The organism is Streptomyces canus, assembly GCF_001514145.1.
Taxonomy (GTDB): domain Bacteria; phylum Actinomycetota; class Actinomycetes; order Streptomycetales; family Streptomycetaceae; genus Streptomyces; species Streptomyces canus.
This window is the reverse complement of sequence record NZ_KQ948689.1, coordinates 20,489-45,329: the sequence shown is the minus strand read 5'-3', so window position 1 is coordinate 45,329 and position 24,841 is coordinate 20,489. Positions and strand designations below refer to the sequence as shown.

The following is a 24,841-nucleotide window of genomic DNA, read 5'->3' as shown; positions in this document are numbered from 1 at the left end:
GACGCGGCCACGATCGTCGCCGCCGCCGCCGAACTCGCCGACGAGATCGGCTTCAGCGAACTGACCATGGGCCAGCTGGCCGAGCGGCTCGGGGTGCGCGCCCCCTCGCTCTACAAGCACATCGCCAACCAGGACGACCTCCACCGGCGCATCGCGGCGCTCGCCTTCGACGAAGCCGGTGCCGCGATCGGCACGGCCATCCAGGGCCGCGCCGGCCGCGACGCCCTCGCCGCCGCGGCCGGCGCGCTCCGCGACTTCGTGCTCACTCACCCCGGCCGTTACGCGGCCACCCTCAGCGTCACGCCGACCGGTCCCGACGACCCGATCATGCTCGCCGGCCGACGAGGGATCGGCCCCTTCGGAGCGGTCCTGCGGGGATACGACATCCCACCGCAGGACATGACGCACGCGCTGCGGGCAGTGCGCAGCGTCTTCCACGGCTTCGCCAACCTGCAGGCATCCGGCGGATTCCAGTGGTCCACCGATATCGGCGAGAGCTTCGAGTACCTCATCGACCTCGTCGACCGCGGACTTCGCTCCATTGCGGACGCAGACTCAGCCGCCGCGGACCCCGCCGATCATCACCGGTAGACCACAGCTCGCCGGACCGCCACCCCCTCCTCCCGACTCCACCCGCCAGAAGTGGAAACCGTCATGGACGCAGTACTCACCGCCGTGATCGACATCGACGCCACCCCGGAAGAGGTGTGGAACGTCCTCACCGATTTCGCCACCTACGGTGAGTGGAGCAAATTCACTGCTGCCGAGGGAACCGCTCAGGTGGGAAGCAAGCTCACCATGCACATGCCGGGCATGACCTTCAGGCCCACGGTCACCGTCGCGACACCCGGCCGGGAGCTGCGGTGGGTCGGCACGCTCGGCACGAAGCGGCTCTTTCAGGGCCAGCACTCCTTCGTCCTTGCCCCCAACCACGACGGCACCACCCGCCTGACCAACCGCGAGGAATTCTCCGGAGCCCTGACCACCCTGACCCGCCGGTTCCTCAAGACACCCGAGCACGACGGGTACGCCGCGTTCAACCAGGGCCTCAAGCAGCGAGTGGAAGGCCTCACCGGGCACAGAACACGGTGACGCACTCACCTGCCGAAACATCCGCACGGGCCGGATTCGGAGGGGAGCGCGTTGCAGGTCCTGGAGGGAGGGCCAGGGCCGAACAGCCAGCCCCGGCAGCACGAGACTCCGGGGCTCAAGAAGCCCGGGGTCCGGCGGGGCGGGCGCTGTCACTGGCCGTCGATAACGTGACCGTCGTGATGGTGGGCACCGAAGAAACCCGACTGGTCGTGCTGCGCGGCAACAGCGCCTCGGGGAAGTCGTCCGTCACGGCCGGCCTGCGCGAGAGGTTCGGCCGCGGCCTGGCCGTGGTCGGCCAGGACAACCTCCGCCGCATCGTGCTCCGCAAACGGGACCGGCCCGGAGTGGCGAACATCGGTCTGATCGACCTGACCGCCCGCTACGCACTGGACGCCGGATTCCACGTCGTCGTCGAAGGCATCCTCTACGCCGACCGCTACGGCGACATGCTCACCGCGCTGCGCGGACCACCGCGGCCCGACCCACGGCTACTACCTGGACGTCCCGTTCGGCGAAACCCTCGCCCGGCACGCCACCAAGCCGATCGCCGACGACGTCAGCGAGACGCAGCTGCGCGACTGGTACCGGGCACGCGATCTGCTGCCCTGCGGCACCGTGACCGTCATCGGCGCCGACAGCGCCCTGCACGAGACCGTCGACCGCATCATGCTCGACACCGGCCTGGCCCACTTGCCCGCCGTGGACTGCTGACCGGAGCACCGCTGCGACGCGCCGACCCCGCCCCGACCATGAGGCCGACCACGGGTATGGCTATGCCGTGCCCAGCCCCGACCATGGCTGGTCAGCGCACGGCCGACGCCTCTTGTGCGGCGGCCGCGCTTCATGTCTGCCGATGCCCGGGGCCGGTCCAGGGGACTTGCTGGTCGGGGTCGTGGACGGGGCGCCACACGGGTTCGGAGGGGCCGTGGTGGAGCAGGTCGGGCAGCGGCGCCGCGAGGACGGGGACGTCGTACGGGAAGCGGGCCAGCAGCCCAACCGCCGCGTGCAGGGCGCGGATCCGGTTCTCGACACCGGCCGGGCCGGCGCCGTCCAGGACGAACAGAACGCGGGGGAAGAGCGGGTAGCGCCGCCGCCACTCCTCAACGGCCGGTTCCTGGACGGTCGGCCGGCGCCCCGGGACCACGGGCACGTAGCGGTGAAGGCGTTCGTACGAGGTCAGCTTGGCGGCGAGGCGTTCGGGGCCCATGGTGGCACGGTCGACTTCCACGAACGCCCGCAGCATCGACCCGTTGTCGCCGTCGACGGGGCCGCGCCGGTAGTACAGGAGTGCGTCGGGGATGACGGCCTCGCCGCTCCCGATCGGGTGGTGCACCTCGGGGATCCAGTCCAGCGGCTCGCACACATCGCCGCGGCGGCGGGCGTCCTCGAGGAAGATGAGCGCGGTCTCGGTCACCGTCAGCGTGTGGCCGGCCTTCAGCCGCACGGCGGTCGGATCGGACACGGCCCTGGACGGCCGGTGCCCGCGCATCTCGGGCCACTCGCAGGCGAGCTGCACGCCGTACGCGGTCGGGAACCACACCCGGGTCCGCCCGGCCTGCGGCAAGGTGATGCGGTCGACCAGCCCCTCCTCCCGCAGCCGGGCCAGCCGCCGCCGGGTCTGCTCGACACGCACCTCGGGTGCGATCACCCGGTGCATCTGCTCGGTGGTGGCCATCCGGTACTGCGCCAGCACACCCAACGCCAGCCGGTCCCCGCTGCCAACGTCCACGCCGATCATCACGGATCCGCTCGCTTCCCTGCCGGTGCGGCACCGGCCTGCCCGGCGCCGCGCGTACCGGCCACAGCAGCAGCCGGCCCCGACCGGATCACCGACCACGAAGACCCGGTCACGAAGCGACAACACCTCCGTTGACCAGGCCCACATCCCCGCCGACAACCCGTCCGACAACCGCCCGCGCCCTCTGCCGCGCCCATCCGTGAATCCGCAGGTCACCACGCTGACCGTGCCGTGGTCGGGAGGCCGACATCCCCTCTACGCCCCCGAGTCCACGCCCCACAGCAGGAAGAAAAGAGAAGTGGGTGGGTGGGCAGGTCCCGGGCGGCGGGCGAGGGGACCGGGCGCCGTCGGTGTTCCTCGCGCGCGACGGCGGGGGCCGCGCGCGAAGCCGGGCAGGCGGGCGCCCGGGCTGGGTCGTGTCGGTCAGCTGAACGCCGATGTGGATGCGACCGCCGTCATCCCGCTGCTTGGGGCTCCCTCGGCAAGGGACCTGCTACTGCCCGGTCTCCAGCCGTTTTGCCTTCTCCCGCAGCTTGGCTGCGCTCACGCGGTCTCCGTCGACGAACGGGTTGACGGAGACATCAAGGCCGAAGAGCGCGTAGACGTAGCGCAGCGCTTCGTAGGCGTCGCGTTCCGGATCGCCCAGGGCCCTCCAACTGTGGTTCCAGTCGTCGCTCGTGGCCATCTCGGTGGAGCCCCAGAGCGGGAAGGCCGGGTCCTCACCGGACGCGAGCACGCGTCCAGGCGGTCGGGCGAAGTCCGAGGCGACGATCCGGTGCGTCCACGCGCCGTCGACCAGCGGCAGGACGTGCCGGTCGACCAGCCGGAAATACTCCAAGGTGATCTCGGTCAGCACGAACACGTTGATCCTGCGCACGCCGCTGCCGTCGTTGTACCGCTCCATCGCCCAGCCGAGCATTTCCGCGGTCGCTGACACGGCCCCTGTCACCGCGCCGTCCGACTCGATCAGCAGTCCGCGGCGGGGAGCATCGGGAAGCAGGAGACCGCCCTCGCGAGGTGTCGGACGCGTGTATTCCGAGGACCAGTTGAAGGCGGCGGTACCCCGGAGTGTGTCCTGATTGCTCAGGACGTCGCGCAGGCCGCCGTCGGCGTACATGCCGGGGACAAGCCCGCTCGGGCGATCAGGGGCGCTCTGGAAGAAGAGCACGGGCGTCTCCTCCATCTTCAGGGCGGCGCGCAGGATTTCTCGGGCCTTCACGCGGTCCGCGGCCGGTGCGGGCGCCGGCACAGTGGCATCGGTCGTGGACCGCGCACGCAGGCCGTCGTTCAGGAGCCGGTAGACCTCGTCCTGCGGGAGGAAGGCCGTGGTGTCGCCGTTGCGGATCGGGATGGTCCAGCTGTTCTTGATGAACTGGCCGTTTTCGGTGATGCCCCGGGTGACCATTGCCCACCGGTCGGCTTCGGGCAGCGGCGGAACCTCGATCACGAAGTAGTGCCCGGATGCCTCCAGATCACCCTCGGGATGGTCGTACCAGAAGAATTTGACCTTCATCAGCGGGCGCACGTACTCCGTGAGGATGTCCTTGTAGGAGTCGATGTTCACCAGCTTCTTGTCGAAGGGCGTCGCTTTCTCCGCCACCTCGTAGAGCTCGTTTGGACGCTTCTTCGCCTTGAACCCGCACACGAGCAGGCCACCGCCAGCGTTCGCGAAGGCGGCGACGTCCTTCGCCAGCTCGAACTTGCCCTTATCGGTGCTCAGGTCGTACGGCCCATTAGGCGAGATGGTCTTGAAGTCGACCCATTCGCTCTCCGGAGTGCCCTTGATCTCGTTCGGCTGTTGCGCGGCGAGATAGGAGATGAGCTGGACCATGCTGTCGGCGGCCATGTCGACGGACCCTACGCGCTTGCAGGTGCAGGTGGCGGCAGATATTCACGACAGAAGCGTCCAAGGGCGGGCTACCGTTCCCCGGGTGAACCACATGCACGGGCCTCAGACTGGCATGGATGCCGATTCCACCGCGCGGCCACTCACCTCCGACGACGTCTCCGAACTCGTCCCGCTCCTCCTTGCCGAGGTGAAGCAGGCTTTCGCCAGCTCCCGTTGGGCGTTGATCAACTCCGGCACCGAACGGGTCAAGTGGCTGGTGTATGCCGGGGCCGCGCTGAGCCACTGCTGTCGGTTGCTGGCTGAGATGGAGACGGCGGGCCGCGCTGATCAGGAGATGGCGGTGCGACTTCTAGGGCGGGCACATCTGGAGGCCTGGGTGGTGTGCCTGTACATCCGATTCGGCGAGTACCCGGCCCTGGAACGGCTCGGTCAGGCCGAACTGCGCCATCTGATCGGACTCCAGCAAGAGGCCGACGCCATCGATGCCATGCTCGCGGCCGATCGCAAGGAGGCCCGCAGACGACGGAAGAAGGTGGAGAAGGCGAACGTCGGCATAGCCCGGTGGAACGCAGCCAACCCCAACGAAGGGGCCAAGCCGTTGCACGAGTTGCCGCACGTGCCGCAACTGAAGCCGGTCAGCCTTGACCTCAGTGAGGCGATTGCGGGGTTCGGACCCTTGGCGGCCCAGGAGCTGACGGTTTCCGAGATGGTGGACACCCTCACCAAGTGGGGGCCGACGCGAGGCTTTGCCACGGAGAGCTTTCGCACCCTCTACTTCTATTACCGCCTGCTGTCTGGACTCGGGACTCACGCCAGCATGACCGTTCTCGACCAGTACGTGCCCACCCGACCGAGCGACTCGTTCGTCAGAGTGAGGGCGGCCCCGAGCCTTGGGACGGCGGCTGACCAACTGCGGTGCACCGCGTTGTATGCGACCGCCTATGCGGCGGGATTCGTACTCGGTGCACATGGGTGTGACACACCAGTCGCTGACCGAATCGAAGCCACGCTCTACCCCAACCCGGCTGACCGTTCCGCCTGGTCTCCCGGGACCAGGCCGGTGAAGGGGCGCCCACGATAGCCGCCGATGAGGCAGAAGGGCACGGCTCCGTTTGTCGACCGCCCGACACCACGAGAGCCGGGCCTCAACGGGGATCAGGCAAGGTCGGTGAGTTGTCAGCGGTGTGCGACATCATCGGTGGATGGCCTCCACACCAGCAGCCCCACCAACCTATCTGGATCGCCTGCAGTCGGACCTGGACCTGATCGAAGCGGACTTCGTGCAGATCCTCGCCGACTCGCAGATCCGAAACACCGACCCCAACCGGGGACGCGACTATGTGATGCACCTTGGCGCTCCGAAGTGGGGATGGGTGCCAAGCAGCCCTGAACTCGAGACGCGGCGAATGGAGCTGCTCGGGCGTGTGAGGGACTGGGAGCCGCTGTTCCGGCTGCTGTTCCCGCATCCGACGCCCGAGGTCACCAAGCGTCTTGAGGAGAACCTTGAGCTGTTGAGTCGCTGGCTTGAGCGCCCCCGTGACAAGACGGTGCCGGCCACCATCGACAGGGCCATCGACCACGTACGCGACGCAGTGACTACACTCCGGAATCTGGGTGAGCTGTTGCCCTCTGACCCCTGGGCGGTGCGCTTGGTGGTCGACACGAACGTGCTGTTGGACGACCCGGACGTGGCGATCTACACGCCGTTGCTGGGAAAGCGGTACATGGTTCACCTGATGCCCGCTGTCCTGCGGGAACTGGACGACCACAAGCGCGCCGGACGCAACCCCGATATCCGGGAGGCGGCGAAGAAGGCCGACCGCCGTCTGAAGGGACTGCGGACCAACGGCGATGCGGGCGGCGCGGCGTCCGAGTCGCCGGCGACGTGCACGCCGTCTTCGAGCACATCGAACCCAAGGGCGACGGGCTGCCGAACTGGCTGGACCTAGACGTGCCTGATGACCGCCTGGTGGCCTCCACGCTGCTGCTGCAGTCCCGGCATCCCGGGTCTTCCGTTTACGTGGCCAGCGACGACAAGGGGGGTTCGGCGGGGTCTGGCCCGGTTGGTGGTGTGCCGTTGGCGCGGGGTGTGGTGGTGCGGCGGCTTCTTGCGGTGGAGGGGGAGGGGACGCTGTCGACGCTGCACGTGCGGATCGCGGCGGAGCTGGCGGGGGTGTCGGAGCGGACGGTGTGGCGGTGGCTGGCCGATGGACGCCGGGGTCATGTCGAGGCGCGGCCGCGGCAGGACGGGTTTTCGCTGAGTGACGCCTTGTGGGAGGTCCTGGCTCAGGCGGGCGGGAACGTCGCGGAGTTGCGGCGCAGGATGCTCCAAGCCCAAGAACAAGGGGCGTTGGAGGTGTGGGGTGCGCAGTGCGTGCCCTCGCTGCCGACGCTGCACCGCGTGATCAAGCGGGATCTGGGAGCGGGCCGGGTGCTTGAGGTGGCCCGTCCGGCAGGGGCCCGCGCCGGGGTGGAGCCGAGTCCGTATGACCGGGCGCTGGCGGAGTTGGGGCTCACAGACGGGGCGGGCGGCCCGCTGATGGTCGACAGGCCGGCCAGCGATACGTCTGCGGCGCAGGACGAGCCGGGTACCGCGGATGCGGGGGTGCGGGGCGGTGGGGTGCGGTTGTACGTGCCCGGGGCGCGGTTGGTGTCGACGCGGCAGGTGGCCGGGGTGGTGGAGGCGGTGGGGCATACGGTCGCGGCCCGTGGGATGTGCTGTGTGTTCGGGGATCCGGGTTTGGGCAAGTCGGTCGCGGTGGAGCAGGCGGTGCGTCTTGTGCCGGGCCGGGTGCCGGTGTGGCGGGCGGTGGCCGGGGTAGCGCCCGGTCTGCCGCAGTTGCGGGCCTCCTTGTGTGAGGCGCTTGGGCTGCCGTCGGGGGCGCTGACGCATCGGGCCGGGCCGGCCGGACAGGCGCTGGAGCGGGCCCTGGCCGAGCCGGGGGTGCTGGTCGTCGATGACGCCCAGCGGCTGACGCCGCCCTTGCTGGATTACCTGCGGCAGTTGTGGGACGCGCCGGGCTGCGCGGCGGCGCTGGTGCTGTGCGGGGCGGGAAGCGAACGCGCGGTGGCTCGGGCGTCGGCGCTGCGTTCGCGCGTGTTGACCTGGCACCAGGTCGGCCGGCTTGAGCCGTCTCAACTGCCGCAGACGCTGAGCCTGTTCCACCCCGTGTGGGCGCAGGCGGACCCGGACGACCTTGCCCGGGTGGACGAGCAGATCGCGCACGGCAATTTCCGCACCTGGGCGAAGATCACGTCGCATGTCTATGCGGCCTGTGAGCGCGGCCCCGCACTGCGTGTGGATGGGGAGCTGATCGAGCAAGCCTGCGCGCGCCTTGGCCCCTACCCGTGACCGCCCGGGCTGCTCGCAGGGCCCGTGCACGCGGGCCGTCGCCTGTTGGTGACGAGGTAACGGGGCGGACGAAGACGCGCTCCACGCAAGCGGACGAGGACGAAGGGGGCATGGGGTGGTGGACGGGTTGTCGCTGGCGCCGCCGGAGGATCCGGCGGGTGTGCTGGGCAAGGAGTCGTTGAGGGCGTTGCGGGGGCCGGCGGTGCGTCGGCTGCTGGCGCTGCGCGGCGAGCGGCGGCTGTCGCGGGAGCATGTGCGTCTGGCGGGGGAGTGTCTGGGCGTGTCGGAGCGGACGGTGTGGCGGTGGCTGGCGGAGGCTTCCCGCTCGCCGCGGGCCGCGCTGCGTCCCGGTGAGCGTGGCGGTGGCCGGTTCGAGATCACGGGGGAGATCCGGGTGCTGCTGGCGTACTGGCACGGCAACGCCTCCGCCGTGCACCGCCAGTTGGTGGCCCGGGCCGCAACCGGCAGCCGTGACGGTCAGTCGGCGACGGCGCCTGGATCCGTGGCGCCTCCTGGGGGCGCGCCGCCGGCGGCGGTGCCGTTGCTGGAGCCGGTGCCGTCGCTGTCGACGTTCCTGCGTGCGGTGCGCCGTGATCTCACCGCGGGGGAGCGGGCCGGTCTTGCCGCGGGAGCGGACGCAGCCCGCGCGCACGACGTCTTCGGCAAACGGGCGCTCTCCTGGCGCAATCACGTGTGGGAGGCCGACCATGTGCAGGCGCCGCTGCTGGTCGATGCCGACGGCGAACTGGTGCGCCCATGGGTGACCTGGTTCATGGACACCGCCACCAAAGTCATCACCGGCACCGCCGTCACCCCCGGTACTCCGTCCCGCGCCTCCGTGCTGGCCGCGCTGCGCGCCGCCGTACTGCGGGAAGACCCGTATGGGCCGGCGGGAGGGACCCCGGAGCAGGTGCGGGTGGACCGGGGAAAAGACTTCCTGTCGACCACCGTCACCGCAGCGTTCGGCACGATGGGCGTGACGGTGAAGGACCTTCCTGCCTACAGCCCCCATCTCAAGGGCACGGTGGAAAACCCAACCGGGCCGTTGACCGGATGCTGTTCGCGGCCCTGCCCGGCTACACCCTCACCCCCGCCAAGCTCCGTGCCAGCCGGCGACGCAAAGGCACGGGGCCCAGGCCGGAGACGTCCGGGATCTTGTCGTTTGAGGACTTCACCGCCGAGGTCCTGGCCTGGACGTGCTGGTGGAACACCGAGCACCGGCCCCGGGCGTTGTCCGGCCGTACGCCGCTCGAGGCGTGGCAGGCCGACCCGACCCCCATCACGGACGTTCCCGCCGCCGATCTGTGGACGTTCACGCTCGAGGACGACGGCCGGACGCGCAAGCTGTCCAGTCATGGTGTGCGGTGGCGCGGGCGCACCTACATCGCGCCCTGGATGACCGGCCAGGCCGGCCGTACCGTCACCGTGCGCTACATGCCGCACCACGACCACGAGATCGACGTCTGCGACGCCCACGGCGCGTATCTCGGGCCCGCGCACCTCGCGGACGCGGCCACTCCCGAACAACTGGCGGCCGTGCGCACGGCCCGCGCGCAGCGGGCCCGACGCCTGCGCGCGGAGGTGAAGGCCGCCGAGACGCTGCGCCGACAACGGTTCGCCCCGGCCACCACAGCCGGACCGGCCCAGCGGCTGGGAGCGCTCACCTCCGTCCAGGCCGAGCACGAACTGGCCGCCGCCGAGCACACCGACGCCTCGAAGCTGGCCCTGCCGGACCTCATCCCGCCCGCCGCACCTCCGGCCGACTGGCGCACCCCGCCCTCCCTCACCGCCCGGACCACACCCGGCCGGCCGGCTCCGCCCCCGCCCGAAGCCGCCCCCGACCACCCGCCCCCTCGGGTGGCGGCTCCTGACGCACGCGACGACGGAGACGCCTTGTGACCGCGGCCAGCTACCAGTACGTCGACCTGCCGAACGCGTCCGTGGTCGCCACTCGCGCCCTGCTCACCGCCCGGGAGAACATCACCGACACCGTCGCAGCGCGGGCCATGATGTGCATTCACGGCGGCGCCGGCTTCGGCAAGACCCTGGCGGTCAATGTCTGCCTGCGCGAACTCGAGCACGAGGATGTCCGCAGGATCACTTTCCGGGCCCGTCCCACGGCCCGCGCGGTGCGCTACGAGTTGTTCACCGCACTCGGCCTGCCCGGCCAGCCCCCGCGCCATCCCAGCGAGTTCGACCGCCTGCTGAAGACCGCCCTGGCCGAACGCCCTCGCACCTTCCTCGTGGACGAGGCGCAGTGGCTCAACGGGGAGGCGTTCGAGTACTTCCGCTACCTGTGGGACGAACCCTCCACCCAGCTCGCCATCATCTTCGTCGGCGGCGAGGGCTGCCACACCGTGCTGCGCCGCGAGGCGATGCTCTCCTCCCGCATCTTCATCTGGCAGCACTTCACCCGCCTCACCCCCAGCGAAGTCCTCGAGACGATCCCGCTGTTCCACCCGGTCTGGGCCGACGCCGACCCCGACGACATCACGTTCGCCGACAGCCGCGCCGCGCACGGCAACTTCCGCGCCTGGGCGAGACTGACCGCCCACACCCGCACCGCACTTGCCCGCACCGGCCGCCCCCGCGTCGACGAGGAGGTGCTGCGCTGGGTCTTCAGCCGCCTGGGCGCCTCACCATGAAAGCAAGCCGGTGAGGCGCGCCGAGCAGGAGTTGTGAGCTCGTCAGTCTGCGGTTGGGGGGCGGTCATCGAGGACGATGGTGGTCACGTCGCCGTTGTGGGAGCGCTCGTTGCTGGCGGTGGTGACGGCTTGGTGGGTGCGGGTGTGGATGGCGTGGGCGAGGGCCCAGGCGGCGAGGTCGTTGTCGGCGGGCTGGTCGAGGATGTGCTGGGTGGTGACCAGTACGGCGAGCAGGGAGCGGCCGGAGAGGTGGGTGTCGATCTGTCCGTCGTCGGTGTCGCTGATTGTGTCCGGCAGCCGGAAGTGGGCGTGGGTGAGGGACTTTTCCACCAGGAACGCCCAGGTGTCCTTGTGGCATATGAGCCGGGCGGAGGAGACGGCGGCCGCTGCCAGCAGCCCGCGCCGGTACTCGGACTGCTGCTCGTCGATGACCGTAGGCTCGCTGCTCGCCGTGCCGGTGGGTTCGGCAGGTGTTGAGGGCGGTGCCGCGGCCGGGGCGGGGCCGGGCGCGGTGGATTCGGTGCCGTTCTCTCGGGCAGCAGGCGCGGACGGCAAGAGACCCGTGCTGTCTGCCACTTCGTGGTGAACGGGGGGAGCGTGCGAAAAGCCGGCAAGGTCACCGGGTGCTCGCTCCGTGCCCTGGCCGTCTGCCGCCCCGGTCTGGTCCGTCGGCTCGGGCTGATCGCGGAAGACGTGTCCGGCCCCGGCGGGCGGTGGGTCGTCGGCGGCGTGCTGGTCGGGCACGGGGGTGTCGTCCTTCCGCTCGTCGTTGAGGCCGGCCCCGGTCTCGAGGGCCGGGGCCGGCCGGGTCTCGATGGCTTCCTCGGCCGGCTGCACGGTGCTGGGGATGTGGGGCAGGCCGAGGGTGTGGGCCCAGGCCTGGGCGATCTCCCGGCGCAGGTCGTCGACAGCCGCGCGGACCTGGCCGAGGTCGTTGAGCATGCGTTCTTGCCGTCGGCGTAGTTCGCGGTTCTCCTCCCGCACGCCGGTGGTGCTGTAGGTGACGTGCTCCAGGACCTTGCTGTGCCGGCTCTCCTGCACCTGGTGCAGTGCCGTGACCCCGGTATGGGGATCGGTGAGCATCCGGCGGACTTCGCCGAGCTCACCGATGATCTTCTCGATGTCCCGTCGTGCCACGCGCCCTCCCTTCGCGATGACCGGGACATCCCTTTCCGCCCGCTCGCGAAGTGACGCTGCACTTTTCAGCCGTTTCGCGTATGCGGGATTTATCTGCCCCGGCTTGGGGACGCCACCGGCTGATTTCCGTGGGTCGGCGTACGGAGCCCACTGCTGCTTCGGGCCGACACGGCCGGCGACATGTGCTCGGGAATCGCTTGTTCAGCGGCCCGTTTGGACCACGGCCGGTTCGAGGTGCGCGCCTCACGCCCCGCCCGGTGGCCGATGGGCGCACAGCGTAACCATCACCTAAAGGAGCTGGCAGGCTCTGTCGACGGGCTACCGGCCAAGGAAGGCGAGGATGGCAAGACACAAGGTCAGGGCTGCAGCAAAGGCGACACTGCTGCGTGAAAGGGCCGCTGGGACAGCGACTCCCTCCCAGCGGGCGAGGCCGAAGGCGATCACTGCGGCAACCGCGGCGAACAAGACGGCGACCGCCAGGACGAGGAGCAGGAACGCCGTGGAGCCGTGGTTCACGAGTGCACCGCCTTGATGGGGTTTCACGGAGGGGGATTGCGACGTTTCTGAGTAAAACCTGCTGGTGAGCCGGTTGAATGTTCTCCCGTGACAACAGGGGGTTGTCCGATGAACAACTGAGCCGGAGGGTGCGTGAGCGGCAAGGGGAAACGACCAGGCCGGCCATGGGCACCACCCAGAGGTTCGTGTGCTGAGATCAACCAGTTGGTTGAGCAGGTGCGGTCCTGGCTGGACGATGCCGAGATATCGGTGAGGCAGCTCCACCAGCGCCTTACGCCGGATCACTTCACGTCTGGAGCAGTGCCGGAACTGCGCAGACTGCGTGATCTGTTGTCTGGTGAAGCGCTGACGTGGGACCTGGTTGAAGCCGTGGCGGACGTCTGTTTTCCCAATGAACCGGTCGACCGCTCCGGGCAGCGCCTGCAGGTGGCGCGAGAGTTATGGGAAAGGGCACGCGCCAGTCCGACGCCGATCGCGCAGGGCATGCAAGAGCTGGCCCTCGCTCGTGACCTGCTGGCGGCCAAGGACCGCACCATTGAGGTGTATCAGGAGCTCCAGGTCGTCCGGGGGGCCTTCGAGGCCAGCGAACGCAGTCGAGCCCAGGCGCTTCAGATCGCCACCCTCCTGTTCGCCATGCTGGGCCAGGCTCAGGCCAAGACGGTGGAACTCAAACGCAGGGTTGACGCCCTGCAGGTGCTGCCGCCGAAGGACTCAGAGACGCACACAGCGCTGGAGTTGCGCCTGTCCCGCGCGCAGCGCCAGCAGATCGACCTGCGTCAGCAGCTGGCACGTGCCGAGCAGGAGAGAGACACCGCCCAGCAGGTGGCCGACCATGCCGCGCGCCGCATGCATATCTTGGAGGCAGAACTCTCTGAGCTGCGGGAGTGGGCGGGATATGACGATCGCGACCTCGCGCAAGAGACGGCCGTGCAGGTTGCTCAGCCCGGTTTGCAAGCGGTCTCTGATGATGACGCGGCTCTCGACGACGTTGATCTTGCCTTGCAGAAGGCGCGTGCTGTGCTTGATGAGGAGCACGACGCCGTTCAACAAGCTGCCCACGACATGGGATATCGGGCATCCCCGTCCTTGGTTCCTGCCAGTGTCACCCTCAAAGGGGTGCCGGCCCAGGCCCAGCACGTGGTCCCCGAACAGTCCCTGTCTCAGGCACATCCAGAGTCCTCAGCGTTGTCCGGGACAACCCGGGACAACCAGATGACCAGCCATGATGCCGCTTTCGCCGTCGATTCATCGCGCCTGTCGGCTGATCGTTTGCGCTACATAGGTGCCGCGACTCGGCGCATTGCCCGGGGCATCGATCTGGACGAGATCGTGATGGGTCTGTGCCGGGCGACGGTGCCGACCTTCTCGGACGCGATCCTCGTCTATCTGCGCTACCCGCTGCCCGTAGGCGACGAGCGGCCCACCGGCCCGCTGGTGCTCCGGATGAGCCGCACAGACCGGATTCCGCAGCAGGAACGGGATCTGGAGGACGGCATCCTGCCGGCGCCGGAGAACCTCTCCGAGTTGGACGGCCTCGGCACCGAACTGTGCGAGGTGTTGCCCGGCAGTGCGCTCGCCGAGGTGCTGCGTGGGGTGCGTCCGGTCTTCACCGACGCGCCAGAAGCCTGGGCGGCCCTGACCGAGCTGCTCGGAAAGGGCTTTGAGCATTGCGTCGTACCCGGAAAGCACGCGATCCTCGCGCCACTGCGCGGGCGACGCCGAGTGATCGGCGCCGCGCTGTTCCTGCGCAACCCCGACCGGCGCCCATTCGACGACGACGACCTGCTGGTGGCTGCGCAACTCGCCACGCACAGCGCGCTGGGCATCGACAAGACAGTCTTGGACGGGCGTCAGGCTCTCATCGCCGGCGAGCTGCAGCGCAGAATGCTTCCGAGGGCGCTCCCTCGCTGCACTGGCGTGCGCTTGGCATCGCGCTATTTGCCTGCCGCAGATACGGCCCGGGTGGGCGGCGACTGGTACGACGCGATTCCGCTGCCGGGCAGTCGGATCGCGCTGGTCGTCGGTGACGTCATGGGCCATGACATGGCGTCAGCAGCCCTCATGGGCCAACTCCGCACCACCACGCAAACCCTCGCGGGCTTGGACCTGCCCCCGCAGGAAGTGCTGCACGCCCTCGATGAGCAAGCCCAGCGCCTGGGACCTGACTACATAGCGACCTGCCTGTACGCCGTCTACGACCCGGTCTCACACCGGATCACCATCGCCAACGCCGGCCATCCGCCACCCATGCTGCTGCATCTGGGCGGCCGGGCCGAGGTATTGCGGGTGCCGCCGGGCGCGCCGATCGGTGTCGGGGGCGTCGACTTCGAGGCGGTGGAACTGGACGCTCCGGCCGGGGCGACCCTGCTGCTGTACACCGACGGGCTCGTCGAGTCGCGGCTGCGGGACGTGTGGACCGGGATAGAGCAGCTGCGGGAGAAACTCGCCGTCACCGCGCAGCTGACCGGGCCGGATCATCCGCCGCCGCTGGAGGCGCTGTGCGACGAGGTGCTCGACATGCTCGGGCCGGGCGACCGGGACGACGACATCGCGCTGCTCGCGGCCCGTTTCGACGGGATCGCGCCGAGCGATGTGGCGTACTGGTTCCTGGAGCCGGAGGACGCGGCACCGAGACGGGCCCGGCGCCTCGCGCGGCAGGCCCTGTCCCGTTGGGACATGGAGAATCTCACGGACTCCGTCGAGCTGCTGGTCAGCGAGCTCGTCACCAATGCCGTGCGGTACGCCACCAGGCCGATCACCATGCGTTTGCTACGCACAGACGTGCTGCGCTGTGAGGTTGGCGACGACGTACCGCAGGCACCCCGCCTGCGCCGGGCTCGGGCCTTGGAGGAGACTGGGCGGGGCCTGTACGTCGTCAACCGGTTATCCAGGCGCTGGGGCGTGACGCGGCTGAGCACTGGCAAGGTGGTCTGGTTTGAACTCAACCGGTAAGAGTGGGCTGGCACGAACGCAGGAGACCTCAGTGCAGCATGGCGCGATCCTCCCCACTGGCCTGCTGCCACGTTGCTGCTGACCTCCGCACCACAGTCCTCACGCACCAGGTCGTGCGCGGGGACTGTGGACGCGCTGTTCCCGCCCGCCGCCCTGGCCGCCCTGCTGGGGTGCGCGGCCAGCGGCGAGCACATCAGCAGGGCGGCGCCGACCCTCAGATCTGCGTTCACCTGGCTCGCAGCTACGCCGTGTACGCCCCGACCTGGTGCCGCGCCCTGGACCTGGCCCTGACGCGGAACGCGATCCGGACCTCGTTCGCGGCACCGCGATGGCCTACCGGCACGGCCGCTGCCGCTGCACCGAGTGCCGAGCGGCGAAGAACGCCACGCGCCTCGGACCCAGGTATCGGCGGCCTGGCGCGCGGCACCTAGGAGCAGCCGGTACCGCCAGCTTGGACGCGCTGAAGGACACACCGGTCGGGGGACTCAGCGGACGCAGCCACTGACCCTGGCCCGGAGCCCCGTGGGGGTTAGTAGTCGAGGTCGAGGTAGTCGATGTCGTTGAGGGTGACGTCGGTGAGTCCTTGGGCGCGGCTGCCGCTGTCCTGGAAGTAGATCTCTTTGAATCCTTCGGCGATGATGCCGCGCATCTCGCGGTCGCTGGCGCCCTGTTCGCGGGCGTTGAAGAGGCGTTGTGCGTAGGTGGGGGGGAGGTGGACGGTGAGGCGGCGGAAGCGTCCGTCGTCGGTGGTGCCGATGGGTGCGGTGTAGCCGAAGCGGGCGCGGGTTTCCACGGTGATCCCGCCGGTGGTGGCGGCCTGCTTCTGGCGGCGTTTGCGGATCTGTGGCTGCCACCGCTGGCGTACGGCGTCGTCGATTTTCGCGGCGATGTCGGGGCGGGCGTGTTTGCGGGCGCCGCGGCGGTAGCGGTTGACGGAGTCGGCGGTGACCCCGATCTCGCGTGCGACCGCGCGGGCGCTGCCCAACTGTCGGATCAGGTAGCCGATCTGCCCTTTGAGGGTCTTGGGCGGCTGGCGGGTGAAGGCTTCCCTGTCGGCACGTTCGATGGCGTCCTCGATCTCTGCCACAGTTCAGCCCTTCTCGACGACGGTGGAGTCCTGGCCGCCGGTGTCGGCCGGCGGGAGCCAGGTCTTGTGCGGCAGGCGGCCGGTGTCGGGCACTGGCCTACTCTCCTTCGTCGTGGACGGCGTCGCCGCCTTTGATGTGGCGGGCGGGGTTGTGGCCCTGTTCCATGAGATCGACGGCCCAGAGCATCGTCTGGACGCCTTCGAGTTTGGCGAGGCCGGGTGTGGGTCCGAGGCGGAAGGCGCCGGGCTGGGGCTTGCCGGAGGCGGCGTAGGGGAGGAAGTCGAGCGGGCTGTCGCCCGGGCTGGGGTAGACGACGCAGTCGGAGAGTACGGCGAGCGGGTACAGGCCCGTCATGGTGGCCATGTTGCGCAGTTTGCGGTGCATGTTGATGCGGGCCTTGGAGATGACGGCGGCGCGGATGTCGGGGCGCCAGGTCGGCCGCTGGAGGGCCGGCCACCGCTCGCCCTCCTTGTACTTCCTGCCCTGGGGGCGTTCGCGGAGCTTGCCGATGCCGCCCTTCACGGTGGCCTTGATAGCGGCCAGGACGGCCGCCATCGCCGGGTCGGCGTCCTTGTGCCGCTCCATCGCCGCCAGGAACTCCACGTCCGTGAGCTCCTTGGTGACGCCGAGGTCGGCGAGGGTGTCGACGTAGGCGGCCTTCAACCGGTCGTGCCACGGGTCCAGGTACGCGCCGGTCTCCCGGCGTAGATATCCCTCGATCGGGGCGACGTTGTAGCCGAGCTCCTGGGCGTAGGCGACGGTGTGCGTCTGGTACCAGGCCGGCCCCGTCGGCCGCTCACCGGTCGGCGTGAACGGCGACGGCAGGCGCGGGTCCACCTCGACGTGGGACAGATCCACCAGCCAGGAGCCGGGGATCTTCGGGTTGAACGTCGGGGCGTGGAAGTGGTCCGGGGCGGAGAGGCCGACGACCAGGCGGGCCGCGGCGGCGAGGAAGGCGGTGTTCAGGTCCAGGCCGACCGCGAAGGGCAGCACGCACTCCTCATCGCTCAGCAGGCTGACGTCGCGCACCCACTGGTACGCCTCCTCGTTGAGAAAGCCGCCGCTCCAGCCGGAGTCCACGACGACGGGGTGCTCAGGGGTGGCCTCCGGCGGCGCGGGGTCCATCGGCTCCGTCCCCAGCGAGCCGGGGTTGTGGCCGGGCACCCAGTTGCCGGTGGCGGGGTCCTGCGTGGCGCGGGTGGGTGGCCGCAGCTGCAGGGCTGCAGGGAAGTGTCAGTTGAACATCGTCATCTGAGTGTCAGTAGAACAGGCTTCCTGACCTCGTGATTGGCGCTGACGGATGGTGCTGATCTGGCACTGACATGAGTTACGAGAGGCCATGTCATTCTCGTGCAGACTCCTATAACGGGGGCCGCGTTTGTGCTGGTCAGAGACGTTAGGCTTCGGCCGGTGTGGGGTCTCATCGTATCGATTGGTCCGCCGCAGTGAGGCCGTCGAGACGCGCTGCCAGCAGCGCGATGTCGTCGTCCCGGTCCCCGGGGCCGAGCATGCCGAGGACGGCCCGGCCTCTGACTGACGTACACGACGTCCGACAGATCGCCTGCGCGAAGCTGAACATAGTGAACGGCTCAACCCCCAAAGCCGCTTTCACGCGCCCGCAGCGCCCCTCTTGGACGATGCTGGGCAGTCTGGTGTGAGCCGCGTTGGCACGTGGGTCGATGTCCGGGACTGCACTTCCCCACGGTCGAGTTCAGTCGAGTGTTGGCTCAACCGATCCACTCAGCTCTCGCGGTGAACAAACCGAGTCCAGGGGCTGCGTATCAGGCTGTTCCCTCGTACGGTGATGGAGTCGGACACGGCTTGGGGGGGGTGCCATGGATCCGATCGTGATGGCAGCTGGTACGGCTCTGGTCGGGGCGATGGCCACAGATGCGTGGCAGCAGGCCCGTACTCACGTGGTCGAGTGGTGGCGTTTGGTTCGACCGGACCAGGCCGAGTCCGTTCACAGGGAACTCACCGACGCGCGCGCCCATGTGGTTGCGGCGCGCCGGGAGAACGACGAGAACCGCGAGCAGGATCTGGTGACCGACTGGCAGATGCGGTTGCAGGTGCTGCTGCGCGCCAATCCGGGCCTTGCCGAGCAGCTCCGGGTGCTCCTGGACGACCACCTTGCTCCCGTCCTGTCGGCGCAGGAGCAACAGGCGGTGAGCTCGCAGGTAATGAAAGCGACCGCCTCCGGTCACGGCCGGGTCTATCAAGCCGGGCGTGACCAGAGCATCAACGAGCGATGACGCACACGGGCGACTCCGCCGAGGACGAGCCACAGGCCCGACTGTGGGCCGCAGCTTCGGACCAGGCGCGTGTATTTCAGGCCGGGCGGGACCAGAACATCGCAGAGCGGGACCTGCACCTCCACTACGAGGACGGGGTTCACCGGCGTCGGCAGTCGCAGGCAGGCAGCCCTTATGCACGGTGCCCGTATCCGGGGCTTGCGCCGTTCGACACCGGGCAGTCCCGCTGGTTCTTCGGGCGGGCGGAACTCACCGCACAGTTGCTGTTCCGCCTCGATGAACGACTGCACAGGGGCGGGCCGTTGGCCGTGGTCGCGCCGTCGGGGGCGGGAAAGTCCTCTCTGCTGCATGCGGGGCTGCTGTCGGGCATAGCCCAGGGGAGACTGGCCGGCTCGGCCGACTGGCCCTGCTTGTCCTTCACGCCTACGAGCACACCATTGGACACGTTGACGGCGCAGTTGGCGACCGCACTTGGCATCAGTGCGCAGCGCCTGCGTGAGGCCGTGCGGGACGGGGCGGCGGCGTGTACGGCGATGGTGCGTGAGGCGATGCGGTCACGCGAAGACAGCGCCGGTACCGAAGGAGCGGCTGGACGGCGGCTGGTCGTCGTAGTCGACCAGTTCGAGGAGTTGTTCACGCTGTGCAAGAGCGCCCCGGAACAGCACTCCTTTCTCGATGTGCTGTCCGCGCTGGCCGCTTGCGGCTCGGACGGCGAGGCCCCGGTTGCGCTGATCGTCTACGGGCTGCGGTCGGACTTCTATACGCCTTGTGCCGACTTCCCACAGCTGAGGTCGGTCTTGCAGGAGGGACAGGTCCTCGTCGGACCGTTGTCGCGGGAAGGTGTGCGGGAGGCGATCCTCTTCCCGGCCTCGGCCGCCGGCCTTGAGATCGAACCGGGGCTGGTCGAGGTCCTGCTCCAGGACCTCGACCAGCCCATGGCCGCCGGCACCACCGTGCGTGCCGACGCCTACCCTCCGGAGGGAGCCGGGGCATACGAGGCGGGACGGCTGCCGCTGCTGGCGCATGCCCTACGGATGACCTGGCAGGCCCGGCATGGCCACATACTCACGGTGGACGGCTACCGCTCAACTGGTGGCATCCCTCGCGCCTTGGCCAACACGGCCGAAGGGCTTTTCGCCGTACTGGACGCGGAAGCGCAGGCCGCCGTACGTCTGGTGTTTCTCCGCCTGATCAAAATCGGTGACGGCGTGGAGGACACCCGCCGCCGTGTCGCTCACACGGAGCTGACCGACGGCATCGACCATGCTGCTGCTGTCATCGACGCGTTCACGCAGGGCCGCCTGCTCACCCGAGGGCAGGACGGCGTGGAGATCACGCATGAGGTGTTGCTGCGTGCGTGGCCCCGCCTCCGCGCATGGATCGAGACCGACCGTGCCGGTCTGCTCATCCGACAGGACCTCGAAGAGGACGCCGCCGCCTGGAAGCGCGAGCAGTGCGATGCCGGACGGCTGTACCGGGGGGCGAAGCTGGATCAGGCGCGGAACTGGTGGGCAACTGCCGACCACGAGCAGGTCAGCCCCGGGGCATCCGCCTTCCTCAGCGCGGCGATACGGCAAAAACAGCGCGCCACACATGTGCGGCGAGCGATGATCGCCCTGCTGTCCGCCTTGGCGTTGATCGCCTCCACGGCTGCCGTCGTCGCATTCCACCAACGCTCCCAGGCCCGGATCGAGCGGGACAGGGCCATATTCCAGCGAGTCATGGTTGAAGGCGACCGGGTGCGGCCTACACAGCCATCTCTGGCCGCGCAGTTCGATCTTGTGGCATACCGCCGCCGCGTGGGTGACGACAACGCCGATCTCACCAGCCGATTGATCACAGACGCGAGCAGCCCGCAGGCCATCAAACTGCATGGTCCGTCGGACAGCGTCAACGCGGTGGCCTTCTCGCCTCGGGGAAACCTGCTCGCCTGTACCTGCTCGGATGGAACGGTTCGGTTGTGGGATCTCGCCGCCTCTCCACATGCCCGGCAGCTGAAGCCCCTGCGTATTGAGTCCGTGGAGGTTCGGCAGGTCCGCTTCAGCGCGGACGGCCGGATAATCGCCGCCGCAAGCGACGATGGCCTGGTCCGCCTCTGGGATGTGGCCGACCCCCATCACCCCACCCTGGTCGGCAGCCCTCTGCGCGCGTATCTGCACGGCAGCGTGCAGGATCCGGACGCAGACTCCGTGGCTTTCAGCCCTTCGGGCCGCACTCTCGCCGCTGGCAGCGCCGACGGACTGTGGGTGTGGGACATCACGCAGCTGAAGAACCCCCGGACGTTGTCGAGTCCTCCTCCCGACGCAAAGCCTGTTGGTGACGTGGTCTTCAGCCCTGATGGCAACACGTTGGCCACCAGGACCTCGTTGGAGAACATCAGGCTGTGGAAGGTAGCCGACCGGCAACCTCCGCATGCTGTCGGTAAACCGCTTGTACAGCCGTACGACAAGCCATACGACGAGCACAAGAATGGAGTCGTGTCGCTGGCGTTCAGCCCCGACAGCAAGACACTGGTCACCGCGGACCAGGATGTCCGGTTGTGGGACGTCAGCAACTCTGCCCGTCCGAAAGCGCGCCCCAAGTATCTGACCGGGCATGCAGATTCTGTAAAGGGAATCGCTTTCAACAAAGATGGCACCGTACTGGCCAGCGTGGGCGCCGACGCCGTCGTGCAGTTGTGGAACGTCGCGGACATCAACGACCCCGGTCCGCACACCCTGCCGCTGCTCGGGCACAACCAACACCACACGGTGTACGCAGTCGCGTTCAGTCCGGACGGCCGGTACCTGGCCAGCGGCAGTAACAACGGCGACCTGTTGCTGTGGCGCTTGCCCAGCGGGCTGCTCCCGGGGCACGCCGGACAAGTCTCCTCGCTGGCTAGCCACCCTCAACGAGACGTAGTGGCAAGCGCATCATGGGACGGCCGAGTGCGACTGTGGGACATCTCCGCCCCGGCAAAAGCACGACAGATCGGTGCGTCTCTCTCGGACCCCCGAGACTCCACGGACGGCAGCGGCAGCACGTCGGGCATCGACTTCAGCCTCGTCACCTTCAGCCGCGACGGACACCTGCTGGCTGCCGGGGGAAGCGGCACATCGCGGGACGGCGTGCGTCTGTGGAACACTGCGGACCTCCGCCGACCCAAACCACTCGGGACGATCACCACCTACAGCAAGTTGTCGGACCTGCGCTCCCTGGCCCTCAGCCCCGATGGCAAGACGCTTGCCGTCGCGGAGAGCGAGCGCATGACCCTCTTCGACATCTCCCGCCCTAACCATCCCACCCCGATCGGCAGGCCCCTCATCGGTCCGATCGACAGCTGGGACGAGGGCCACGAAGACCCGGTGCACGCCCTGTCCTTCAGCCCCGACGGCCACCTACTCGCCGCCGTCGACCCCTCTTCCTTGCGCCTGTGGGATGTCACGAAGCCCGACCGCCCTCATGACCTCAAAACGGTGCACGCGGCCGGAGCCGGCCTCACAAACCTCCGATTTCTGCCCCATGGTCGCACCGTGGTGACGTCTGATTTCGACGGCAGCATGCACTTGTGGGACGTGAGCAAACCGAGCCGTCCTACGCGCATCGGGAAGCCGCTGACCGGTCATGAGGGTGGCGTTCACTCCATCGCCGTCGCACGCGACGGACGTCTGCTCGCCAGCGCAGGAGACGACCAGAAGATCCGCCTGTGGGACCTCTCCTCCTTCACCCGCCCAAAGCCCCTCGGGCAGGCCCTGACCGGGCATCCCCGCACGATCACATCGCTGGCCCTCAGCTCCAGCGGACATGTACTGATCAGCTCCGGTGGCGAGGGAACCACACGCCTGTGGCCTTTGGCAGCCGACGATGCAGTCCGCCAACTCTGCCAGACCACGGGCAACACGCTCACCCGGGCTGAATGGGAGCGACACCTTCCGGGCCTGCCCTACCGCACCAACTGTCCATGATGCCCGCCCAGGCGAGGTCAGACTGATCTGCAGGAGGGCACGGCTGCTGAGTTCCTGCATCAGCCAACCGGCGCCAAGGGTGCCTCGCATGCGGCACAGGACGAAGCCAAAGCCCCGACCGCACATGGCGGGGCCGGGGGATGGCGTACTCAGAGTGCGGGTTCGTACGTCACCGCCTGCTCGGGGCAGCCCGAAGCCGCACCTTCCACGCGGCCAGCTCACCGTCGTCGACGGCCAGAGGCTCGGAAACGTTCTTCGCCGGCCTGTTGGCCGATGACGACGTGATCAGCCGCCCCGAGTTGCGTGTGCGCGTCCAGGCACGTGAAATCGTTTACGAACACTACGATCTACTCAGCGACCTGTGCGCTGAGTACCGGCTGGATCTGCTGCAGGCAACCGGAGTCGATCCCGCTTGTCCCAAAGCGTCCCGACGCCGCATGATCGCCTTCGCCGACCGCATCCCGTCAGTGCGTATCGCCATCGACGTGAGGTGGAGCTGTTCCGCAACGCGGCCAGGAACTGGAACCTCAACACGGTGCACGCCATCGACGCTGTCAGTCTCGCCATCCCATACTGCCATGTGGTCGTCCCCGACCGGGAGATCGCCGATCTGATGCTTGAGCTATCAGGTCCGCCAGTACGTCCGGCAGATCGAGCAGGCTCCGCAGCACGTGCGTACTGTTGCGCGGTCCGGCTTTGAACCGTCCCCCTCACCCATTCCTGGTCGTCTGGGATGTCTTCCATGGCCTGTCCCAGGGCGGCCCGTAAGAGGGCAGCCTGCATTCGGAATCCAACGTCGCAGGTCCCTCAGCGAGTTGCTCGCCAAGTCGGTCGGCCACCAAAATCGGACCTGTCTGCGGCAGCGCCAGGGAGCGCGCCGGGAGCCTGCCCGGCCAAATGGGTGGGCGATGTTCTCATGCGGTACCCGTCTGCATCTCTCGCGAGGATCACGGCCTGGAGACGGGGGTGAGGACGTGCAGAGTGCTCTCTCGCACCTCCCGGGCGAGCAGCGGCGTGCGCTCATGCGGTGCTCTCTGCTGTGGGCCGGGATCTAGGAAGGGGTGATCAGCCTGCGTGGGTCTCGCCGAACTCGAGCCGAGTCGGCAAAGTCCGTCCCCAGGAGATGGCGACTGAGGAAGGGAGACCGGTCACCTGGATGACCGTCCCGGAGGCTCTCATCTCCTCTGGGCTGTTCAGCTCCAGTGTGCACAGATGGCACCGAAGACTCTCCGGGATCAAGTCGGCTCCGGTCGAGGATGGGTTGATCGGAGCAAGCTTGACCTGTGCCTTCCCTCCGCAAGCCGGACAGGGCATGGACGCGATCATGGCCAGCAGGTCTTCACCGACTGTGATCGAAATCGGCCCCATCACCAAGCCCCCGATAGCGGGCCGGGGTTCCTCCAGGACTTTCTCCTTGGTCCCCTCGGGCAACCCTGCGAACCGGTCATCGAAGCGATGCCTGGCCTGCCTGATCCGGATCTCGACGTCTCGTTCGGTCTCGCTCCGCTGCTTGTCGACCGCCACGTTGACGGCGCTCGTCCATCGACCCCAGAAGTCCTCCACAGACAGGCCGATGTCCTTGAGCAAAGCCGTGACATTCTCTGCCAGCGCTGGAAGCAGCACCCTTGCCTGATCGCCGACAGCCGTATGCGCGGTGCCGTTCCGCAGTTCGATCAGCAAATCAAGCTGGGAGTCAGGGGGGAGCAGTCCCAACGTACGTACTCTTTTGATGGTGTCCTTGGCGCCGACCGTACGGACTTTGTCCATGCTCATCTCCAGGTGGCCGCCGAGGTACAAGAGCATGTCCGGGTTCCCGTTGCGCATCTCCAGGAGGTACACCGGGTTCTTCGCGACCAGGGCAGCCTTGCCGAGCCGCTCCACAGCGACACCGCCGTGGAGAGCGAACTCGTCGTACTCGCCGCGACCGTGATCATCCATGGCTCTGTGAGCGGCCTTCTTGGCTCCTTCAAGGAAGCTTTCGAAGGAGAGGGAGTCGTCCATGAAGGGAAGGTACCGGTGCCTTCACCACTCGGGCAGCCGGATTCTGATCTGGGCAGGGTTACGGTCGGCGGCGCGGACTGCACGTGTCCAACGGTGTTGGCTTTGGCAGCCAGCGCATGGCACATGGACGGCGGGGACGGCAGTGAGCGATGGTGTTGCGCCTCCAGGCTGGCTGATGCTGGGGCCGAAGCAGCCAGGTGACTGTGCATTCCGGCGGATGCCAGTTCGGGGAGGGGATTGGGTGGCACAGACTAATGTCGGTGAGATCTCGTAGG

Annotated in this window: 15 protein-coding genes and 3 pseudogenes; 11 read left to right on the top strand and 7 right to left on the bottom strand. The window is 68.5% G+C overall.

The features are described from left to right. The first annotated feature begins 12 nt into the window (after window positions 1-12). From AQJ46_RS49590 to AQJ46_RS49580, 3 genes and pseudogenes are all read left to right on the top strand, one after another. Window positions 13-591 carry a TetR/AcrR family transcriptional regulator gene (locus tag AQJ46_RS49590; protein WP_059211950.1) on the top strand — a complete coding sequence of 193 codons (579 nt, stop codon included), beginning with the start codon at window positions 13-15 and terminating at the stop codon, window positions 589-591. Between the two features lie 63 nt (window positions 592-654). Then, window positions 655-1,092, top strand: a complete 438-nt coding sequence (locus AQJ46_RS49585) for an SRPBCC domain-containing protein (protein WP_059211945.1) — start codon at window positions 655-657, stop codon at window positions 1,090-1,092. A gap of 179 nt (window positions 1,093-1,271) precedes the next feature. After that, a pseudogene (locus tag AQJ46_RS49580) lies at window positions 1,272-1,803 on the top strand (kinase). A 130-nt stretch (window positions 1,804-1,933) separates the two neighbouring features. On the opposite strand, the gene AQJ46_RS49575 reads toward AQJ46_RS49580, so the two are convergent. Both AQJ46_RS49575 and AQJ46_RS49570 read right to left on the bottom strand, forming a co-directional pair. Further along, on the bottom strand, window positions 1,934-2,830 hold the full coding sequence (locus AQJ46_RS49575; protein WP_059211944.1) for a replication-relaxation family protein: 897 nt from the start codon (window positions 2,828-2,830) through the stop codon (window positions 1,934-1,936). A 493-nt stretch (window positions 2,831-3,323) separates the two neighbouring features. Beyond that, window positions 3,324-4,676 (bottom strand): AlbA family DNA-binding domain-containing protein, encoded by a 1,353-nt coding sequence (locus tag AQJ46_RS49570; protein WP_059211943.1) that lies wholly within the window; start codon window positions 4,674-4,676, stop codon window positions 3,324-3,326. Window positions 4,677-4,761: 85 nt separating this feature from the next. Here AQJ46_RS49570 and AQJ46_RS49565 point away from each other — a divergent pair, with 85 nt between their 5' ends. The 5 genes and pseudogenes from AQJ46_RS49565 (at window position 4,762) to AQJ46_RS49550 (ending at window position 10,676) form a co-directional block, all read left to right on the top strand. Next, entirely contained in the window at window positions 4,762-5,760 is a 999-nt protein-coding gene (locus AQJ46_RS49565; protein WP_159064243.1) for a hypothetical protein, read from the top strand. A 121-nt stretch (window positions 5,761-5,881) separates the two neighbouring features. Continuing rightward, window positions 5,882-6,628 (top strand): PIN domain-containing protein, encoded by a 747-nt coding sequence (locus AQJ46_RS49560; protein ID WP_063803966.1) that lies wholly within the window; start codon window positions 5,882-5,884, stop codon window positions 6,626-6,628. Then, window positions 6,565-8,031, top strand: coding sequence for an ATP-binding protein (locus AQJ46_RS55090; protein ID WP_063803965.1), 1,467 nt, complete (start codon window positions 6,565-6,567; stop codon window positions 8,029-8,031). Before AQJ46_RS49560 ends, AQJ46_RS55090 begins: the two co-directional genes overlap by 64 nt. Window positions 8,032-8,233: 202 nt before the next feature. Further along, a pseudogene (locus AQJ46_RS59325) lies at window positions 8,234-9,930 on the top strand (Mu transposase C-terminal domain-containing protein). Further along, window positions 9,927-10,676, top strand: a complete 750-nt coding sequence (locus AQJ46_RS49550) for an ATP-binding protein (protein WP_059211941.1) — start codon at window positions 9,927-9,929, stop codon at window positions 10,674-10,676. The pseudogene AQJ46_RS59325 and the gene AQJ46_RS49550 overlap by 4 nt, the downstream one beginning before the upstream one ends. A gap of 42 nt (window positions 10,677-10,718) precedes the next feature. On the opposite strand, the gene AQJ46_RS49545 is transcribed toward AQJ46_RS49550, so the two are convergent. Next, window positions 10,719-11,813 (bottom strand): hypothetical protein, encoded by a 1,095-nt coding sequence (locus AQJ46_RS49545; protein WP_059211940.1) that lies wholly within the window; start codon window positions 11,811-11,813, stop codon window positions 10,719-10,721. Window positions 11,814-12,131: 318 nt separating this feature from the next. After that, a complete protein-coding gene (locus AQJ46_RS49540) occupies window positions 12,132-12,329 on the bottom strand; it encodes a hypothetical protein (RefSeq protein ID WP_059211939.1) in 198 nt (65 codons plus the stop codon). 1,062 nt (window positions 12,330-13,391) lie between these two features. Between AQJ46_RS49540 and AQJ46_RS58200 the strand changes: the two genes are divergently transcribed. Beyond that, a complete protein-coding gene (locus tag AQJ46_RS58200) occupies window positions 13,392-15,281 on the top strand; it encodes a SpoIIE family protein phosphatase (RefSeq protein WP_404828538.1) in 1,890 nt (629 codons plus the stop codon). A gap of 529 nt (window positions 15,282-15,810) precedes the next feature. Here AQJ46_RS58200 and tpg read toward each other — a convergent pair. Both tpg and tap read right to left on the bottom strand, forming a co-directional pair. After that, window positions 15,811-16,368, bottom strand: a complete 558-nt coding sequence (gene tpg, locus AQJ46_RS49530) for a telomere-protecting terminal protein Tpg (RefSeq protein ID WP_059211938.1) — start codon at window positions 16,366-16,368, stop codon at window positions 15,811-15,813. Window positions 16,369-16,465: 97 nt separating this feature from the next. Next, window positions 16,466-17,581 (bottom strand): annotated as a pseudogene (gene tap / locus AQJ46_RS49525) (telomere-associated protein Tap); the annotation flags it as partial. A 623-nt stretch (window positions 17,582-18,204) separates the two neighbouring features. Between tap and AQJ46_RS49515 the strand changes: the two are divergent. Beyond that, a complete protein-coding gene (locus AQJ46_RS49515) occupies window positions 18,205-18,621 on the top strand; it encodes a hypothetical protein (protein WP_059211936.1) in 417 nt (138 codons plus the stop codon). After that, on the top strand, window positions 18,618-22,565 hold the full coding sequence (locus AQJ46_RS49510; protein ID WP_059211935.1) for an nSTAND1 domain-containing NTPase: 3,948 nt from the start codon (window positions 18,618-18,620) through the stop codon (window positions 22,563-22,565). The genes AQJ46_RS49515 and AQJ46_RS49510 overlap by 4 nt, the downstream gene beginning before the upstream one ends. 1,065 nt (window positions 22,566-23,630) lie before the next feature. On the opposite strand, the gene AQJ46_RS49505 is transcribed toward AQJ46_RS49510, so the two are convergent. Continuing rightward, window positions 23,631-24,566 (bottom strand): hypothetical protein, encoded by a 936-nt coding sequence (locus tag AQJ46_RS49505; RefSeq protein WP_159064242.1) that lies wholly within the window; start codon window positions 24,564-24,566, stop codon window positions 23,631-23,633. Window positions 24,567-24,841: the final 275 nt, after the last annotated feature.

What these genes read in the sequence shown, in the direction of transcription:
- AQJ46_RS49585 (WP_059211945.1), top strand. Translation starts at nt 655, where the DNA reads ATGGACGCAGTACTCACCGCCGTGATCGACATCGACGCCACCCCGGAA.
- AQJ46_RS49575 (WP_059211944.1), bottom strand. Translation starts at nt 2,830, where the DNA reads ATGATCGGCGTGGACGTTGGCAGCGGGGACCGGCTGGCGTTGGGTGTG.
- AQJ46_RS49570 (WP_059211943.1), bottom strand. Translation starts at nt 4,676, where the DNA reads ATGGCCGCCGACAGCATGGTCCAGCTCATCTCCTATCTCGCCGCGCAA.
- AQJ46_RS49560 (WP_063803966.1), top strand. Translation starts at nt 5,882, where the DNA reads ATGGCCTCCACACCAGCAGCCCCACCAACCTATCTGGATCGCCTGCAG.
- AQJ46_RS58200 (WP_404828538.1), top strand. Translation starts at nt 13,392, where the DNA reads ATGGGATATCGGGCATCCCCGTCCTTGGTTCCTGCCAGTGTCACCCTC.
- AQJ46_RS49515 (WP_059211936.1), top strand. Translation starts at nt 18,205, where the DNA reads ATGGATCCGATCGTGATGGCAGCTGGTACGGCTCTGGTCGGGGCGATG.
- AQJ46_RS49510 (WP_059211935.1), top strand. Translation starts at nt 18,618, where the DNA reads ATGACGCACACGGGCGACTCCGCCGAGGACGAGCCACAGGCCCGACTG.
- AQJ46_RS49505 (WP_159064242.1), bottom strand. Translation starts at nt 24,566, where the DNA reads ATGGACGACTCCCTCTCCTTCGAAAGCTTCCTTGAAGGAGCCAAGAAG.